At 65.1% G+C, this 15,910-nt stretch carries 15 protein-coding genes; 1 reads left to right on the forward strand and 14 read right to left on the reverse strand.

Annotation, left to right across the window (positions count from 1 at the left end):
• Positions 1-89 precede the first annotated feature (89 nt).
• From ACTOWJ_RS04915 to ACTOWJ_RS04980, 14 genes are all read right to left on the reverse strand, one after another.
• Entirely contained in the window at positions 90-1,766 is a 1,677-nt protein-coding gene (locus ACTOWJ_RS04915; RefSeq protein ID WP_441333473.1) for a type IV secretory system conjugative DNA transfer family protein, read from the reverse strand.
• Between the two features lie 38 nt (positions 1,767-1,804).
• Positions 1,805-2,086 (reverse strand): hypothetical protein, encoded by a 282-nt coding sequence (locus ACTOWJ_RS04920; protein ID WP_441333474.1) that lies wholly within the window; start codon positions 2,084-2,086, stop codon positions 1,805-1,807.
• 72 nt (positions 2,087-2,158) lie between these two features.
• Positions 2,159-2,707, reverse strand: coding sequence for an XVIPCD domain-containing protein (locus ACTOWJ_RS04925; RefSeq protein ID WP_441333475.1), 549 nt, complete (start codon positions 2,705-2,707; stop codon positions 2,159-2,161).
• A 524-nt stretch (positions 2,708-3,231) separates the two neighbouring features.
• Positions 3,232-4,344, reverse strand: a complete 1,113-nt coding sequence (locus ACTOWJ_RS04930) for an XVIPCD domain-containing protein (protein ID WP_441333476.1) — start codon at positions 4,342-4,344, stop codon at positions 3,232-3,234.
• A 40-nt stretch (positions 4,345-4,384) separates the two neighbouring features.
• Complete coding sequence (locus ACTOWJ_RS04935) at positions 4,385-4,885, reverse strand: hypothetical protein (RefSeq protein WP_441333477.1); 501 nt, start codon at positions 4,883-4,885, stop codon at positions 4,385-4,387.
• Positions 4,886-4,998: 113 nt separating this feature from the next.
• Positions 4,999-5,652: a hypothetical protein gene (locus ACTOWJ_RS04940; RefSeq protein ID WP_441333478.1), complete on the reverse strand. Its 654-nt coding sequence runs from the start codon at positions 5,650-5,652 to the stop codon at positions 4,999-5,001.
• Positions 5,653-5,869: 217 nt separating this feature from the next.
• The gene (locus ACTOWJ_RS04945) at positions 5,870-7,846 is read right to left on the reverse strand and encodes an XVIPCD domain-containing protein (protein ID WP_441333479.1); all 1,977 of its coding nucleotides are present in this window, start codon (positions 7,844-7,846) and stop codon (positions 5,870-5,872) included.
• Positions 7,847-7,887: 41 nt separating this feature from the next.
• On the reverse strand, positions 7,888-8,682 hold the full coding sequence (locus tag ACTOWJ_RS04950; RefSeq protein WP_441333480.1) for a hypothetical protein: 795 nt from the start codon (positions 8,680-8,682) through the stop codon (positions 7,888-7,890).
• A 328-nt stretch (positions 8,683-9,010) separates the two neighbouring features.
• Positions 9,011-10,315, reverse strand: coding sequence for an XVIPCD domain-containing protein (locus ACTOWJ_RS04955; protein WP_441333481.1), 1,305 nt, complete (start codon positions 10,313-10,315; stop codon positions 9,011-9,013).
• A 48-nt stretch (positions 10,316-10,363) separates the two neighbouring features.
• Entirely contained in the window at positions 10,364-11,035 is a 672-nt protein-coding gene (locus tag ACTOWJ_RS04960) for a hypothetical protein (protein WP_441333482.1), read from the reverse strand.
• A 184-nt stretch (positions 11,036-11,219) separates the two neighbouring features.
• Positions 11,220-12,455, reverse strand: coding sequence for an XVIPCD domain-containing protein (locus ACTOWJ_RS04965; protein ID WP_441333483.1), 1,236 nt, complete (start codon positions 12,453-12,455; stop codon positions 11,220-11,222).
• A 168-nt stretch (positions 12,456-12,623) separates the two neighbouring features.
• The gene (locus ACTOWJ_RS04970; protein ID WP_441333484.1) at positions 12,624-13,367 is read right to left on the reverse strand and encodes a hypothetical protein; all 744 of its coding nucleotides are present in this window, start codon (positions 13,365-13,367) and stop codon (positions 12,624-12,626) included.
• A 125-nt stretch (positions 13,368-13,492) separates the two neighbouring features.
• Positions 13,493-14,026, reverse strand: a complete 534-nt coding sequence (locus ACTOWJ_RS04975) for a DUF4189 domain-containing protein (RefSeq protein ID WP_441333485.1) — start codon at positions 14,024-14,026, stop codon at positions 13,493-13,495.
• A 292-nt stretch (positions 14,027-14,318) separates the two neighbouring features.
• Positions 14,319-15,451, reverse strand: a protein-coding gene (locus tag ACTOWJ_RS04980; RefSeq protein ID WP_441333486.1) for an IS3 family transposase whose coding sequence is annotated in 2 segments (ribosomal slippage) — positions 14,319-15,196 and positions 15,196-15,451 — 1,134 coding nt in all. Because the reading frame shifts where the segments join, the coding sequence is not laid out codon by codon here.
• A 269-nt stretch (positions 15,452-15,720) separates the two neighbouring features.
• Here ACTOWJ_RS04980 and ACTOWJ_RS04985 point away from each other — a divergent pair.
• On the forward strand, positions 15,721-15,910 hold a 190-nt coding region (locus tag ACTOWJ_RS04985; protein ID WP_441333487.1), incomplete at its 3' end, for a transposase.

Genomic DNA, 15,910 nt, shown 5'->3' on the forward strand with positions numbered 1-15,910 from the left:
CTGCCGCATCGAGCGTCCAAGGGCCCAAACGAAGACGCCGCCGGAATCACCGGCGGCGTCTTCGGGTCAGCCTGGAACCGGCCGGAGCCTCAGACCTTGATGTCCAACATCGGCACCGTCACCTTCGGCAACAGGCGCTGGGTGAACAGCTTGTCCTGGTAATACTTGATCTTGTCGCATTTCACCGGATGCGGGATGCCTTCGTACAGGAACACCTCGGTATCGAAGCCCATCGCCTTGAGCTCCTGCGGCAGCATCAGCGCGCGGCGTTCTTCCGACTCGCTGCGCGAGACTTCGCGGCCGCGGGTGATGTTCTCCTTGCGCACGGTGGTGTAGCCGAGCATGTCGGAATAGTCGTTGGCGTCCTGCTGCTCGCGCGGCGCGTAGATGATCTGCAGCGCGTGGTTGGTGATGATGGTGCGCGAGATGTCCTTGCCGTAGGTCGCGTCCAACTGCGACATGCTCTGGATGATCGGCAGCAGGCGCAGGTTGTAACCGGCCATGTACGACACCGCCGAGGCGATGATGTCGACCTTGCCGATCGAAGTGAACTCGTCCATCAGCAGCAAGCATTGATGCTTGAGCTCGGGATTGTTCTGCGGCAGCTCGCGGGTGTTGAGGTTGATGATCTGGCTGAAGAACAGATTCACGATCAGACGGCTTTCGGCCAGCTTGTTGGGCTGGATGCCGACGTAGATCGTCATCTTCTTCTTGCGCAGGTCGGTCAGCTTGAAATCGTCGGCGTTGGTGGCCGCGTCCAGCACCGGGTTGATCCACGGGTTCAAGGGTTCCTTGAACGTGCCCAGGATCGAGGCGAAGGTTTCGTCGGCCTGCGAGAGCATGTTGGCGAACGCGGCCTTGGCGTTGCTGCTCAGGAACGGACGCTCCGACAGGCCCTTCAGGAACGGCTTGAGCTCGCTCTTGCCGTCGCCCGAGGACAGGCGGAAGACCGCGCCCAGGGTCGGAACGGTGCCGAACGGGAAGCCGACCTTGTTGGCGTCGTCGTAAGCCTCGAACAGGTACAAGGTGAACGCCATGAACGCGTTGCGCGCCTGGCTGATCCAGAACTTCTGATCGTCCGAACCGTCCGGATACAGCATCGCGGCGATGCTCATCAGGTCCGAGACGCGGAACGCCGGATCGCTGGACACGTAGGTCAGCGGATTCCAGCGGTGGGTACGGCGGTCCTCGGCGAAGGGATTGAACAGGAAGATCTCCTGCCCCTGCCCCGAGCGCCAGCCGCTGGTCAGATCGAAGTTTTCCTGCTTGATGTCCAGCACCACCATCGAACCTTGGTAGTTGAGCAGGTTCGGAATCACGATGCCCACGCCCTTGCCCGAACGGGTCGGCGCGGCGAGGATCACGAACTGCTGGCCGCTGAGCTGGACCAGCCGGCCGTTGTACTTGCCGACCACGATGCTGGTCGGGGTGGACTTGAACATGTCCTTCTTGTTCAAGTCGCCGGCGGTCGCGAAGCGCGCGTCGCCGTGCATGGACTTCTTCTTCGGCTTGAAAATCAAGAACAGCAGGCCGCCGTAGGCGAGCAGCGGCAGGCCGAAGCCGACGATGCCGCCGGCCTTGATCTTGCCGGCATAGGGTTTGTACTGAGGAACGTCGAGCACCTTGAGGTAATCGAGGTAGGTGTTCCACTTCAACACCCCGGTGTCGATCTTCATCAACAACAAGGTGATGTACCCCGACAGATACACCCCTGCGGCGGCGACCAGCACCAAGGCCACCAGGGCAAAAATCGGCTTCCCTTTCACGTTGTGTTTCCTGCTTGTTTCCCCGAACCCGCTGTCGGTCAGCGTCGCTTCCGGCCTGCCCGGAGCCCGGATAGCTCCGCCGGGCGCGATGGGGACATCATATCCGGCGAATCGGTCCCGCTGGCCAGCAATTCTTTGATGATCCAGTCGTCCAGCCAGATCTGGGCGCCGTCGAGGGTCAACTCCTGACGCAACTTGACCCCGGACGACGACATCACCGCGTAGGCGTAGATTTCGTCCTCCTGGTACTCCGAATCGCGGGTCAAGGCCACGATCTGGTAGCTGCCCTTGGTCTGGATGTGGTGTCGGTACTCATTCATTGCGGGCCTCCAATGCCTGCTCGCTCGCCGGAAAGGTCCGGGTTGCCGGTCGGGCCGGGACAGTCCGGCGGGTCAGTCTTTGTCCTTGAACAGATTGCGCAGCAGCGAGGGTTGCTCGCGCTCGCGCTCGCGTTCGCTGGCGCGCGATCCGTCCTGGCGTTCTTTGTCCGGTTCGCGTTGGCGCTCAGCCTCGCGTTGCCGGTCCCGCAGATCCTGCTCGCGGGCGAGTTGGGCGAACTGCTCGCTGCTGCGCTGCATCGACTGCTGCGCGGCCTGGGCCGCATCGACGTAGCTGACCCGGCGGCTCGGCGAATCCAGGTCGCCCTCGACCGCGAAGGCGCGGGCGCCGTCGTGGCTGAACACGACATGGTCGGCGCCGTGGCGGCCGCGCGCGGCTTCCAGGGCCAGCGCCGCGGCCAGGTTGTCGCGTTCGCCCGGGCTGTATGCGCGCGCCATTTCCTGCTTGTCCAGGCACACCCGCACCTGCGAGAACAGGTCGTGCCGGGGGTGGTTGGCGCTGCTGAGCAGGTTGCGCTGCTCGGCCCGGCGCATCTCGTCCAGGGTCTGGCTGGATGCCTCGGTACCGACCTTGAGTTGCTGATCCTGCGGATGCGAGTTCATCGCGGCCTCCGTGGCGGACGCTCCGGTCCGGTAATCGATCGCCCCGGGCCGGTGCGTCCGGTGAGCGGAATCGCGGCGAACCGCCGCGAGTGTCGCGGCATCGCTGCCGCCGTGGCTCGGACCGATGACGCCGGCCTGCGGGTCGAGCCTACCCCGGCCGGTGTCCGCGGTCGAACCGGCCATCGCCGAGGATGGCGATCGGCCGCAATTTCGGCCGCGCTTCCGGCCACGACATCGGCAAGCGGCAGCGGCAGGTTCGGCCTCCCTAGCGACCGAACCTGCCGTGCCCACCCCGCCCTTGCGGGCGAAGCATGGACCTCCATGTCGCAGACCTCGCAGCGACTGCTTTGCCGTCCCTGGCCTGCGAGGCCCTCCGATCCGAATCGCCGTCCACCTCCACCGAAGACGCGGTCGCCGATTCGAACCGACCTGTGGCGATGCCCGCGCATCCTGCGCAGGCACCGACTGCATCCTGCGTTGCCGCGGCGCGTCCTTGCGCCGCCCTGCCCGGCCGCAGCCGGACCTCAGACCATCGTCATCCGTGGCGATTGCTGCTGACGCACTTCCTGCACCTGCTGCTCGGTCTGCTGCGTCAGCGTCAGCGCCGGCGCGTCCTGCGCCAACCGCTGCGAAGATTGTTCGACGCTCTGGCCCATCGCCTGTTGCTTGTCGGCGAACACGCGGTAATGGGCCGGATCGTTGAGCCCGCCCTGCACCGCGAACACGCCGGTGCCGCTGACGTTCTGGACCACGTGATCGATCCGGTCCATGCCGCTGACGCGCGCCTTGCAGGCCAGCGTGGCGGCGGCGCATTCGCGGTCCTGCTGGCTGTGGAAGCCGGCCTGCGGGCCGAGCCGTTCCAGTCCGTCCAAGGCGTGCCGGTACATGGCGTGATTGGGATGGCTGGGATCGGACAACAAGGCGCCGCGCGGATCCTGGCGCGGCGATGCGCTGCCGATCGCTTCCAGCGTGCGCGGACCGGCCATGCCGTCGTCGCGCAGGCCGTGTTCGCGCTGGAACGCGCGCAAGGCCTGCCGAGTGCCGTCGCCGAAATCGCCGTCGGCGGTCAGCGGCCGGCCCTGCTCGTCGCGGTAGCCCAGACGGTTGAGGTTTTCCTGCAGCGCGCGCACATCCGCGCCGCGCTCGCCCTGGCTCAGCACGCCGTCGTCGCGATCGGCCGCGGCCGCGCGCGCGCCGACGGTCTGGCGGCGGTTCCAGAATTCCTCGGGGTTGATGTTGTTCCCCTGCGGATCCTTCATGTGGTAATGCACGTGCTGCGCGTACTGCGCTTCGCCGCGCGGTCCGCGTCCGCCCATCGTGCCGATCTCGCTGCCGGCCTCGACCCGCTGACCGACCACCACCGACTGGCTTTGCGTGTGCAGCAGCTGATGAGTGTTGCCTTCGGCGTCGCGGATGGTGATGGTGCCGTAGCGGCCGCCGACGAATTCCACCGTACCGGCGATCGGCGAATGGATCGAGGGATGATCCAGATTGGCGCCGGCCTGGCCGCCGACGTAGTTGAAGTCCGAGCCGCCGTGCGGCCCGTTGTCGCGGTGCTCGCCGTAGTGGCCGGTGACGTGCGCCGAGCGTCCTTGCTGCGGCGGCAGGATCACGTTCATGGTGTCCTGGTAAGACATTGCGATCTCCAGAAGGATGCGGGGCTGCGTTGCGCCGACGTCAGAGCGAATCGTCGCGCATGCGGTACAAGGTCCAGCATTCGCCCTTGCGGAAGAAGAACGACAGCTGGTAGTCGGTGTCGGGCTTGACCAGCATCACTTCCTTGTCGCCGTTGAGTTCGGTCTGGCTCATCACCAGCCCGTCGGCCTGCTGCTTTTGCGCGCTGGGCATCAGCGGGAACTGCAGCGCGTCGCCGTCGAGCATCGCGATCACCGGCTTGGGCTCGGGATCGGCGTCGGCGTCGATGGTCTCGCTCTGCAGCGGCCGCTGGGTGTAGCTCTTCTGTAACTGCGCATCCTCGGCGAAGGCCTTGAGGAAGGCGTCGAAGTCCTGCGAAGGACAGGCCTGGGCCGGCGCCGCCGATTTCGCCGCGGCCGGCGGCGCGGCTGCCTGATCGGCCGCCGCCGAGGCCGGCGGGCTGTTGGATGCCAGATCGCATCCGCCCAGCGCCGCCGCCAGCGCGACCGCCATCGTCAACATCCGCGCTCGTTTGAATTTCATCGTTGGATTTCCCTGCTGAAACATCGAACTTTCGCAGCAAGCCGCGCGCGCTTCTGGGCACCGCGCCACGGCGTCGCAATTCCGCAGGCCCGACGGCTTGAATCGGGCCGCGTTCATTGGCTCAGGTCCGGCTTGAGCACGGCCTGGAAGTCGCTGCGCCGGTCGGGCGCGTCCAGGCTGAAATATTGGCCGGCGATGCGCAGGCCGCCGTCGTTCCAGCTCAGGTGCTGCGCGCCTTCCTCGACGAAGGCCGAGTACGCGCCCTGCGCGCCCGGCACGACGACATCGCCACTGCCGAGCACCGCGCCGTCGGCGAGGTTGAGCTTGACCACCTTGAGCAAGGTTTGCGACAGGTTCTGCTCGGGCCGGGTATCGGACTGCAGCAATACGTAAATCGCCTTGCCTTCGCGCACGCAATGGGTTGCGCGGCTTTGGTAGGTATCGGCCGGCAGGTCCAGGGTCTTGGTCCAGATCGGCTTGCCCGAGGTTTCGGCGAGGTAGGCGACCGGACGCTGATTCATCCCGTCCTCGTCGCGGCTGGCGCCAGCCACGCACTGCTTGTTGTCGCCGATCGATTCGGAGGCATAGGACGAAAAACCCTGCGGAATTTCCGCGGGCACTGGCGCGCTGCCGCTCGCAGGCGTCGCGCCGTCCGCAGCGGCTTGGGCCGCGCTCGGCGCGGCTGGGGCGTCGTGCCTGGCGCAGCCGGCCGGAGCCAGCGACACGACGCACAGTGCGATCAACGCGGCATAACGATGAAGGGTCATCAGTCGGTTCCAACGGTCGTGGCGATAAAACGCGAACGAAACAGATCGGTATCGCATCCGCGGCGCAACCGGCCGCGAAGGCCGGGATGGTGCGCCCGCCGGATGACCCGGCGGACGCACCATCCCCAACAACGGCGCGGCACGCCGGCGACGGCGGGCCACGCATGCAACCAACCAGCAGCGGCGCGAAGATTTGCGCGCGCGCCGCCGGTGCCGATCAGGCGACGGCCGTCTTCGACTTTTGCTGCTGTTCGTTGTCCTGCGACGGCTGCGTGGTCTGGGCCGGCTGGGGCACGTCCTGACGCAGTTGCTCGCTCACCCGCTCGACCGGCAGACTCGCCGCGGCGTTCTTGTCGCTGTACGCCCGCTGCGCGCCCGGGTCGGACGGCTCGCCCTTGACCGCGAAATAACCCGTGCCGCTGAGGTTGGGCACGACGTGTTCGATCTTGTCCAGACCGCTCACGCGCGCTTCGTAGGTCAGCGTCGCCGCGGTGCGGCGCATGTCTTCCGGACTCTTGAAGCCGCCCAGCTTGTCGAGCTGCTTCAACGCGTCCTCGTACATGCCGTTCTGCGGATGCTTGGGATCGGACAGCAAGGGCTGAGACTGCGCCTTCTTCAGCGCGCCCAACGTATCGGGGCCGGCTTCGCCGTCGACCTTGAGCTTGTGCGCTTCCTGGAACTTGCGCACCGCTTCCTCGGTGTGCTTGCCGAAGTCGCCGTCCACGCCCAGCGGATTGCCCTTGGCGTCGGTGTAGCCGAGCTTGTTCAACGCGGTCTGCAACGCGCGCACGTCGCTGCCCTTCTCGTTGCGCTCGAGCACGCCGTCGGCCATCGCCGCGACGGCCGCCGGCTTGGCCGGTTCGGGCTTGCTCGCCTCGGGCTTGCTCGCTTCGGGCTTGTGCTGACCGTCCTGGGTCTGATTGCGCGAGTGGTCCTTGAGCAGGTCGCGCGCCTCGGCCAGCGGATCGGTGGCGTACAGCTTCGCGCCGCTGGCGTGCTTGCCCGCCAGGTACTTCTCCACCGAGATCATTTCCACGCCTTCGCCGCCGCGCGACTGGCTGATCTTCAGCTCGCCGGTGGCCGGATCGCGCACCACCATGGTGATGTGGTCGATGCCCCTGTGACGGCCCGCATCCCAGCCCTTCTTGCCGTTGTCCTCACCGATGATCATGCCTTCCTTGAGCACGTCGGCGGTCACCGCCTTGCCCTCGATCATCACTCCGGAGCGCTTTTCCGCCTTCTCCACGATGCCGGCGGCATGGTCGAAGCCCGGCGAGAACATCTCCTTGGCGTCGAACACGGTGCGGCCGGCCTTGGCGTTGATCTCGCGCATCGTGGCGTTTTCCACGTGGCTCACCCAACCCGAGCAATCGACCTCGCCGCTGGCGACGTTCTTCTCGCCGAAGCCGTACTTGACGTGGTTGTAGCGCACACCCAGCTGATGGGCCTGCTCCAGGACGATGCCGCCGGAAGCCGATGCGGGCTGGGCCGGTGAGGGCTGAGCCGGCGCAGGCTGCTGCGGTGCGGGCTGCTGCGGCGTTTGCGTGCGCGGCGGCTCGGCGGGATGCACGCCGTCGTTGCGCAGCGGCTGGATGTTCTTCTCGGGAATGGCGATGCGGTCGTACTTGGTGTCCCAGTACTGCACGAACTTGGTCGCGATCTCGCGATCGGGCAGCGCCATGAATTCCTTCTTGGTCACGCCGAGGATCTTTTCGCAATCGTCCGCGGAAATATTGCTGCGGAAGTTCTTGCGGGTATCCGGGTCGGAGAAGTGACCGGTCTGGATCGCCATCTGGATCGAACGGTAACCGCCGGCGCCCTGCTGGTGCGCCAGGTACATGTCCAGGCCGTCGGGTTGCGGCTTGCCCGACAGGTACGGGCGGTCGTCGCGCTCATGGCGCGTGACCAGGATCTCGCGGTTATGCAGGTACAGACGCGCCGCGGCGTCGGTATTGGCGACCGGATCGAATTCCTTGCCGCGGATGCCGTACGCGCGAGCCGTGTCCGGCACGAACTGGAACAGGCCGGCCGCGGTGACCTCGCCGCGCTTGTTCCTGTGCGCGGCGTTTTCGTCGAAGCCGCCGCCGGTCTCGATGTAGGCGAAACGCAGGAAGTCGTCGCGCGGAATGCCGCGCTCGCGCGCTTCCTTTTCGACGATGTCCAGAACTTCCTTTTTGCTGTAGTCGTGAGCCATGTTCGTCATCTCCTATGAAATTCGTCGGTTATGTGCGCGAATCAGTTCGTCGCGACCGGGCGATAGGCCTGGTCCTTGGCGTCGTAGCGGTAGTGTTGCGGCTTGTTCGGATCGAGCGCGCCGACCTTGCCGGGACCGGCGATTTGCGTGCCCGACAGCGCCACCGAAATCTGCGGCAGGTCTTGGCCGGCGATCGTTTCGAACACGATCTCACCGGCGCTCTTCACGCACGGCGGCAACAGCTTGGCGTCGGCCGGATCGGTCGCGCAGCCGGCCGCGTTGTCGCCGCCGGCGTCGACGCTGGACAGATAACGCCACGGCCCCAGACGCGTGGCCTCGTCTTCGTGCGGCGCGCGCAGGAAGATTTCGTAGTAATAGGCGCTGATGCCCTCGTTGATGCTTTCCGAAGCCGGCACCGCGAGGATCTCGCCGCCGCCCGCGGTGGCGAAGGTCTTGGCCTTGCGCGCCTGGTCCACGCCCGGGCCGCGTTCGTAGCCGCCGAATTCGCCGAGGAACGGCTGCGCGCCGTAGAAGGTCCACGGCTGGGCCGGGTCCGCGCCGCGCTCGAAGGTCGCCTGCGACAGCGTGACCTGCTCGTCGGGCGCGGCGAAGTCTTCTTCCTTGTCCTTGCCGTACTTCTCCGCGGTGCTGTAGGCGAAACCGGTGTAGTAACGCTTGCCGGCGAAATCGAACTCGTAGCCGTACCAGAACGTCGCCATCGCGCCGTTGGCCACTTCATAGGAATCGGAGTTGTCGCCGCGTTCGTTGTAGATCGCCGCGATCACGTCGCCCGGCGACGGCGGAGCGACGGCGGGTAGGGTCTGTTGCTTGTCCATGGTGCTGGCTTCCTGCTTGGGGGCGGCGGCATTGGCGGCCGTCGCGGACGGGGTGGATGCGGGTGATTCGGGAGCGGCCGCCTTGCATGCGGCCAGGACCGCAAGCGAAAGCAGCAGCGCGGCCGTCTTCGTGGATGGGACCTTGAACCGGTTCGGCATGGCGGACGTCTCTTGGCAAAGCGAATGAAATGCGTGACTGCATCTGGCTCGACCGGTGCCGCGGATCGGAGCCGTGGATCGGAACCGCGCGACGCCGGATCCATCCGGCGGCCGCGCCGTCCCGAACCTCCGCCCGCCCTGGCGTCCTGCCGGGGCGAGCGGCCTTGCCTCAGGCGGCCATGCGCTGCGACTGCTGGCGCTCTTCCTGAACCGACGGCGCCTGCTGCGGCACGTCCTGGCGCAACTGCACGCTGGTCTGTTCGACCGACTGACTCACCGCCTGGTCCTTGTTGGCGAGCACGCGCTGATGGCCCGGATCGGTCAGACCGCCCTGCACCGCGAAATAGCCGCTGCGATCGGCGTTGGGCACGACGTGATCGATCTGAGTCATGCCGTGCACGCGCGATTCGTAGGTCAGCGTCGCCGCGGCGCGCTCCATCTGTTCGCGATTGGCGAAGCCGCCGTTCGGGCCGAGTTTTTCCAGCCCGGTCAGCGCCTGGTTGTACATGGCGTGGTCGCGATTGTTCGGATCGGCCAGCGAAGGCGCGCGCGAAGTCTCGCCCTGCCGCGGCTCGTTGGCCGGCGCCTGCGAATGCTGCTGCGCGGCTTCCTTCAACTTCTGCAAGGTGGTCGGACCGGCGATGCCGTCGTCCTTGATGCCCTGATCGCGCTGGAACTCCTTCAGCGCCTCCTGGCTCTTGCGGCCGAAGTGTCCGTCGGGATTGAGCTCGTTGCCGGCCGCGTCGCGATAGCCCAACGCCTTCAGCGACTCCTGCATCTCGCGCACCGCATCGCCGCGCTCGTTGAGCTTGAGCACGCCGTCGGCGAGCGGATCGCGGCCGCCCATCGCCGGCAACTTCACTTCGCCGCGCGCCAGCGCCTGCATCACCTCGGGCGTCAGCGCTTTTTCCCACTGCGCGGCCGCGGCGCGGCGCTCGGGCAGATGGTTCTGGCCGCCGTTGATGTCGTAAGTGGCCTTGTCGACGTCGTGCTGATGGCCGTGCGGCACCACTCTGTTCTGCCAGTAGTGCACGGCGATCTTGGCCGCGGTGTCGCGATCGGCGGCGAGCTCGGGATGAGCGACCAGATTGATGTCGAGATCCTTGGCCGCGGCAGCGTAGTTGGAACGCCCGGTCAGCTGCACGTAACCGCGGCCGTGGAAGGTGAAGCCATCGCCTTCTTCGGTATTGCCGAGCTTGCGCGCGCCCCAGCGGCCGCCGTAGATCGCATTGGCCACGCTCTCCGGACCGCCGCGCGCGATCTCCGCCGCTTCGGCATCGGTGTCCATGCCGTTACGGCCCTTGAAGGTCTTCATCAGCCCGGCGGCGCTGTAGTTCAGATTCTCGTTCATGCTCTTGAAGCCGCCGCACTCGATCTGCATCTGGCCCATGAAAACAGCCAGTTCCTTCGGATCGTGGATGCCGGACTCGTAGGCCTTGAGCAACAGGAAATCGCGGTTGTTCGGTGTAGACATAAATACTTCCTTGACAGATCGGATAAGAGTGAGACTTCGGGCCGTCGCTCAGTTCTTGGCGGGCAGGCCGTGTTGTTCGATGGCCTCGTCCTTGGGCCAGCTCATCGTGTACTTGAACAGCGCATCGCCCTCGTCCTCGATCACGCTGCCCTTCTCGCAGGCCAGCGCCGAATCGGCCTTGGTCGCCGCGGTGGCGGCGGCGGGCGCGACGATCACGCCCTGATCCTCCAGCCCCTGATCGCCGGAGATCGAATAGAAGATGTGCTTGCGTCCAGCGTCTTCGAACGAGTACGCGAAGCCGCCGGTGCTGCCGCCGAAACTCAGATGGCTGCGCTTGAAGCGGCCCTTGGCCGGCGACTTGTCCGCGGGGAACACGTAGTCGGCTTTACCCGCCGCGCCTTGCGCGAAGTAGACGTAACCGGATTGATCGCTCACGCCCTTGGACGCGCACACCGACACCATTTTCTTGTCGCCGCCGAGGCTGCACGACATCACGATGTCTTCGTTCGCCGCGCACAGCGAACGGCCGTCGCCGGACTCGGCCTCAGCCGGCGCCGCCGGCGTATTCGCGGTCGCGGCGGTCGCATCGATGGCGGTCGCAGCCACCGCGCTCGGCGCCGATGCCGCCGGCGCCGCAGCCGACGCGCCGGGCGCTTCGCCGGCCTTGCAGCCCATCAGAGCGGTCAACAGCGCGATACCGAGCAGATTCCTGGAGGTCATGGTGGTTCCTTGATTGATCACGAATGCGGGGGCAACGATGGGAGGCCCGGAGAGGCGGCGCGCGGGATGCGGAACGGCGAATGCCGGATGCCGGATGCGACGCGCGCAAGGCCGTCGGACTACGAGCGTCGGAGCTGGGCCGAGCGATCTCCGGTTCCACATGGGAAACGGAACACGCGCGGGCTCAGACCGACTGCGTCCTCGTCCGGGCTTCCTGGGTCTGTGCGTCGTTCTGCGGCAGCAGGTCCTGGCGTATCTGCAGGGTCGACTGCTCGATCGGCTGATTGGCCGCCTGATCCTTGCGGACGTGAGCGTGCCTGTGCCCGGGATCGTCCAGTGCGCCCTGCACCGCGAACAGGCTTGCGCCGTTGGCGGTGGAGACGACATGGTCGATCTTGCTCAATCCGCCGGCCTTGGCCTCGAACGTCAGCGTCGCCGCCGCGCGCTCGAGGTCATCGCGATTGTTGAACGCATGAGGGCCGAGTTTTTCCAGGCCATCGAGCGCGCTCTTGTACATCGCGTGATCGGGGTGAGTGGGATGGGACAGCAACGGCATCTGCGCCGACTGCTTGAGCGCATCGAGCGTTTTCGGACCGGCGATGCCGTCGTCCTTGAGCCCGTGCGCGCGCTGGAACGCCTGCACCGCTTCGCGGGTGCGATCGCCGTAGTCGCCATCGGCGCGCAACGCATGGCCCTGCGCATCGCGATAGCCGAACTTGGCCAGCGATTCCTGCAGGTCGCGCACGCCCTGACCGCGTTCGCCGTGCTTGAGCAAGCCGTCGGCGAGCGCGTCGGCGGCCGGTTTGGCCTGCGCGCGCGAAGTTTCGCCACCCGGCTCATCCATGCGCGCATGGGTCTTCGGATCGCGCGCCATGTATCGATTCAGGCCGTCGCGGTCGCGAGTGATGTCGTGCAGGTAGTCGAAGTTGCTGGTGCCGTTGGCATCGCGCGTGACCCGGCCGCCGGTGACCGCGGCCTTGGCACCGCCGTAGCCGGCGATGTGGCGCGCCTTGAGGAAGCCGGCGACTGTCTCGGCCTTGCTGTCCTCGTTGAGCACGCCGTCCTTCAGCGCCTGGCCATAGGCCTTATCGCAGTTGGTCTTGAAGGCCTTGTCCTGCAGATCCGCGGACGCCTTGTACTGGTCCAGGCTCAGGCCTTGGTTCCAGTTCGACTTGTCGTCGAGAAAGCGCGTCATGCCGCCGCTGCTCGCCCACTTCCACTCCGCCCCGCGCACTTTCTCGGGGTCGAAGCCGTCGTGTTTCATCGCAGTGTCGAGCTTGTGCTTGTCGACATAGCCGGCATCGGCCAGCCAACCGGCTCCCGCCTGGTAGCGACCGACATAGCCTTGTTTGTTGGTGATAGCCAGATCACCGCCGTTGCTCTCGGTCAGAACCGTGGAAGCAACTAAACGCCGGGTCATCGCAGCATCCAAGCTCGCGATAGTACCCTGGTGGTACTCATGGGCAGTGGCCACTGCCTTTTCTCGTCTATCAGCCATAACGCTGTTCCTATATGGATAGATCGAATCAGATTGTGAGGGTCTCGATGAGACCGCGTGTCGCACCAGCTAAGGGGCTCCCCTTATCGTTCAGAACTCCTTGCAACGCATCGACGCGATCTTCCGCGCCGGTTTGTCGTGGGTGAATTCGAAGGTGGTCGTGCCGGGGCCTTGGTTGCCCCCGTCGTCCACGTAGACTTCAGCATACACGATTTTCGACCCTGTCAAGCCCAGTTCGAAGAACTGGTTGGCCTGGGTGTTCTCCGAGGTCGTGCCGTAGTCGAGCTCGCACTGCCCCGCGATCGGCTTCAGCGAGGTGCCCGGACCCAGTTGATTCCGCAGAATCCCCTGGTAATCGTCACTGGCGTAGAACTTGACCAGCGAGAACGAATGGACCCGCTCGGCGTCGCCGTTGAGGGTCACCCCGACCTCGCCCTCGTTGGCCTGACGGGTCCCCGCCTCGGCCCCAGCCTTGCCGTCGGGCACCTCGACCGCGCCGAAACCGCTGAGCAGCAAAGTGCCGCTGCGGTAACGCGCGTTCTCGGGGGCATTGGAATCGGGATTGTCCTGCGGCGCCGGATCGCGCCACTGCACGCCGGCCGCGCGGTCGAAGGCCGACCAGGCCGCGCCGTCTTTGGCGCCGAGTAGATCCAGCAGACCTTGCAGCGAACCCATTTCCTGCTTTCCTTGCTCAGCTTGCGCCGTCGCGGCGGCCACCGGAGCCGCCGGCGCGGCGGCCGACGACGTCTGAGCGGACGTCGGGGCCGGAGCAGGTTTACAGCCTACCACCAGCACCGCGGCGATCATCATTGCGCAATGAGGTAAGTACTTCATGCGACCTCGTCGGACTGCAACGCGTGCGATGGCGCCGTTGTATCACACCGCTCGCTGATGCCGTGGCCAGGCCGCCCCGAATCGGATTTCGCTTGGCGATCTCTGCGCGTCGGCTCTACGACACTTCAGCGACTCCAGGGGCTGACGCAATCGGCATACGCGGGCTGGCATATAGGCGAACCGCTGGTCTTGCATTGAGCTTCAGCATCCTTTTTCGCGTCGGCAACCTCCTTGCCCTTGCCGACGTAGATCGCGAGCGTGCCGCCGCCGCTATCGGTCGCGCCGAGCAGCGTGACCGCGCATTGGTTCATGAAGGTATCGATGACCTTGCACTTCTTGCCGCCGTTCTGCTTGCAACTCTTCATCGCCGAGCGCTTGGCCTGACCCTTGCTGCCGAACGAATCCAACGGGTCGCTGACTCCGACCTTGACGTTCTCCGCATCGAAGGAGAAGGCGCCATAGCCGTCGTAGTACGAGATCGTGCCGGACCCGCTACCCCTGCCCCAATTCTGGTGATTCACGCCAGGAACGCACTCCGCCTGGCCGCCAGCGCCGATCGGATTGGCGATCATGCCTGCGGGGCAAGCCGTGGCCTCGCCGGAAAAGCACAAAACAGCAAGAGAGATAAGAGCAAGGTTTAAGCAAAATGAGTTTTTCATGACTGCGTTCTCTAAGTTAGGCATTGCCAGACGTTAGTCCAGCTCCTTCTGGCTACGACTGCAATCCCGACGCGTCGATGGTTGATTCTTCATCGGCAGCACACCGAGGTCAACTCAAGACTCCTCATAGCCCAACGAGTATCCACATTCTTGGCGCTTAGAATCAGCCTCCAAGCATCACCGGCGCGGTCAACGACCTCGGTACTCTTTGCGCGGCCCACCGCCAAGGTCATGTCGATCGCGGTGGTCGTCATGGTTATGACTGACCTGCCCCCAGGGGCCGTCCCAGTAGTTACTGACAAAGTCCGGGGTTGAAGGTTACTGCGTTGTTGGCTTGTTTTGTTCGATGGTTGGCAGCGAACTGCGAAGGTGGGATACGGCCGCAACTGCTGTGCGGTCGAACCTCGTTGTAGTCGCGTCGCCAGTCGGCGATGACGTCACGGGCTTGGGTCAGCAAAGTGAACCAATGTTCGTTGAGGCACTCGTCGCGGAACTTGCCGTTGAAGCTCTCGATGTAGCCGTTCTGCATCGGCCTGCCCGGTTCGATCAGCAGATGCTCGATGCCGTGTTGCTGCGTCCAGGCGATGAAGGCACGACTGGTGAACTCCGGGCCATTGTCGGTGCGTACGGCCCGGGGATAGCCACGGAAGCAAGCGGCCTGATCCAGCATGCGTACGACGTAGGCGCCACTGATGCCGTGATCGACGACGATGTCGACGCACTCGTGACTGAAGTCGTCGGCGATGGTCAGGCACTTGAGCCGGCGCCCGTTGGCCAGCGCGTCGCTGACGAAACCCATGCTCCACACCGCATTGGGCCGGTTAGCCGGCGACAGGGCCACGCGTTCACTGGCCGGTCGCCTGGCCTTCCTGCGGCGGCGCACGGCGAGATTCGCCTCGCTATACAGGCGGTAGACCTTCTTATGGTTCACGTCTGGAAACTCCGGGCGCAACAGATCGTGCAATCGGCGATAGCCGAAGCGCCGACGCACTTGCGCCAGTTCGACGATTCTCGTCGACAGAGCTTGCGTCGCCGTCGATGGGATCGGCGGATGGCGATATGCATCGCGGGATAGCCCCGCAAGGCGGCAGGCTCGGCGCTCGCTGACCTCGGTGAGGTCCAGCATGCGCCGAACTACCTCGCGCTTGCGTTGCGGGGCTAGCGTTTTACCCCGAAGCCGATCTTGAGCGCCTCGATGTCCAAATGGGCCTCGGCCAGCAACCGCTTGAGCCGATTATTCTCGACTTCCAACTCGCGCAGCCGCTTGGCCTCGTCGGCTTCCATGCCGCCGTACTTGGCGCGCCACTGGTAGAAGCTGGCCGGACTGAAGCCGTGCTGCCTACACAGGTCCGCCACGGCCATGCCGGCCTCGACCTGCTTGAGAAATCCGATGATCTGTTCGGTGGTGAATCGACTCTTGCGCATGTCCGTCCTCGTCAGTTGGCGGACTTTACTCAGCTTCGCGTGGTACGGCCCAGTGGGGGCAGGTCACTTGACAACCGGAATTTACTGTACTTGCTCCGCGTAACTGCAATCGGAAAAATAGACCTTGCAGTCCGAAGACTTCGCACCGCATCGCTGCAAGGCAATCTGAGAAGCTTCGTCAATAGTTGGTGCACTAGCCGTATTGACCTGACCTGAAAAAACTGATCCAGATCGATTGTTCATAAACTATGACTAAGGAGATTTGGACCATGCCCAAGAAGCGCTTTAGTTCCGAAGAGATCATCCACAAGCTGCGAGAGGCCGAGGTGCTTTCGGCGCAAGGCCGCACGATCGCGGAGATCAGTCGTCAGTTGGGTGTGACCGAGCAGACCTACTTCCGTTGGCGCAAGGAATACGGAGGTTTGAAGGTAGACCAGGCCAAGCGTCTGAAGGATATGG

Origin of the sequence: Lysobacter sp. CA199 (assembly GCF_052078715.1) — a bacterium.
In the GTDB taxonomy this organism is placed as follows: Bacteria; Pseudomonadota; Gammaproteobacteria; order Xanthomonadales; family Xanthomonadaceae; genus Lysobacter.

Excerpts from the sequence above, each read along its gene's own strand:
- ACTOWJ_RS04950 (WP_441333480.1), bottom strand. The coding sequence starts at position 8,682 with ATGGACAAGCAACAGACCCTACCCGCCGTCGCTCCGCCGTCGCCGGGC.
- ACTOWJ_RS04930 (WP_441333476.1), bottom strand. The coding sequence starts at position 4,344 with ATGTCTTACCAGGACACCATGAACGTGATCCTGCCGCCGCAGCAAGGA.
- ACTOWJ_RS04925 (WP_441333475.1), bottom strand. The coding sequence starts at position 2,707 with ATGAACTCGCATCCGCAGGATCAGCAACTCAAGGTCGGTACCGAGGCA.
- ACTOWJ_RS04955 (WP_441333481.1), bottom strand. The coding sequence starts at position 10,315 with ATGTCTACACCGAACAACCGCGATTTCCTGTTGCTCAAGGCCTACGAG.
- ACTOWJ_RS04960 (WP_441333482.1), bottom strand. The coding sequence starts at position 11,035 with ATGACCTCCAGGAATCTGCTCGGTATCGCGCTGTTGACCGCTCTGATG.
- ACTOWJ_RS04965 (WP_441333483.1), bottom strand. The coding sequence starts at position 12,455 with ATGACCCGGCGTTTAGTTGCTTCCACGGTTCTGACCGAGAGCAACGGC.
- ACTOWJ_RS04970 (WP_441333484.1), bottom strand. The coding sequence starts at position 13,367 with ATGAAGTACTTACCTCATTGCGCAATGATGATCGCCGCGGTGCTGGTG.
- ACTOWJ_RS04945 (WP_441333479.1), bottom strand. The coding sequence starts at position 7,846 with ATGGCTCACGACTACAGCAAAAAGGAAGTTCTGGACATCGTCGAAAAG.
- ACTOWJ_RS04975 (WP_441333485.1), bottom strand. The coding sequence starts at position 14,026 with ATGAAAAACTCATTTTGCTTAAACCTTGCTCTTATCTCTCTTGCTGTT.
- ACTOWJ_RS04935 (WP_441333477.1), bottom strand. The coding sequence starts at position 4,885 with ATGAAATTCAAACGAGCGCGGATGTTGACGATGGCGGTCGCGCTGGCG.
- ACTOWJ_RS04940 (WP_441333478.1), bottom strand. The coding sequence starts at position 5,652 with ATGACCCTTCATCGTTATGCCGCGTTGATCGCACTGTGCGTCGTGTCG.
- ACTOWJ_RS04920 (WP_441333474.1), bottom strand. The coding sequence starts at position 2,086 with ATGAATGAGTACCGACACCACATCCAGACCAAGGGCAGCTACCAGATC.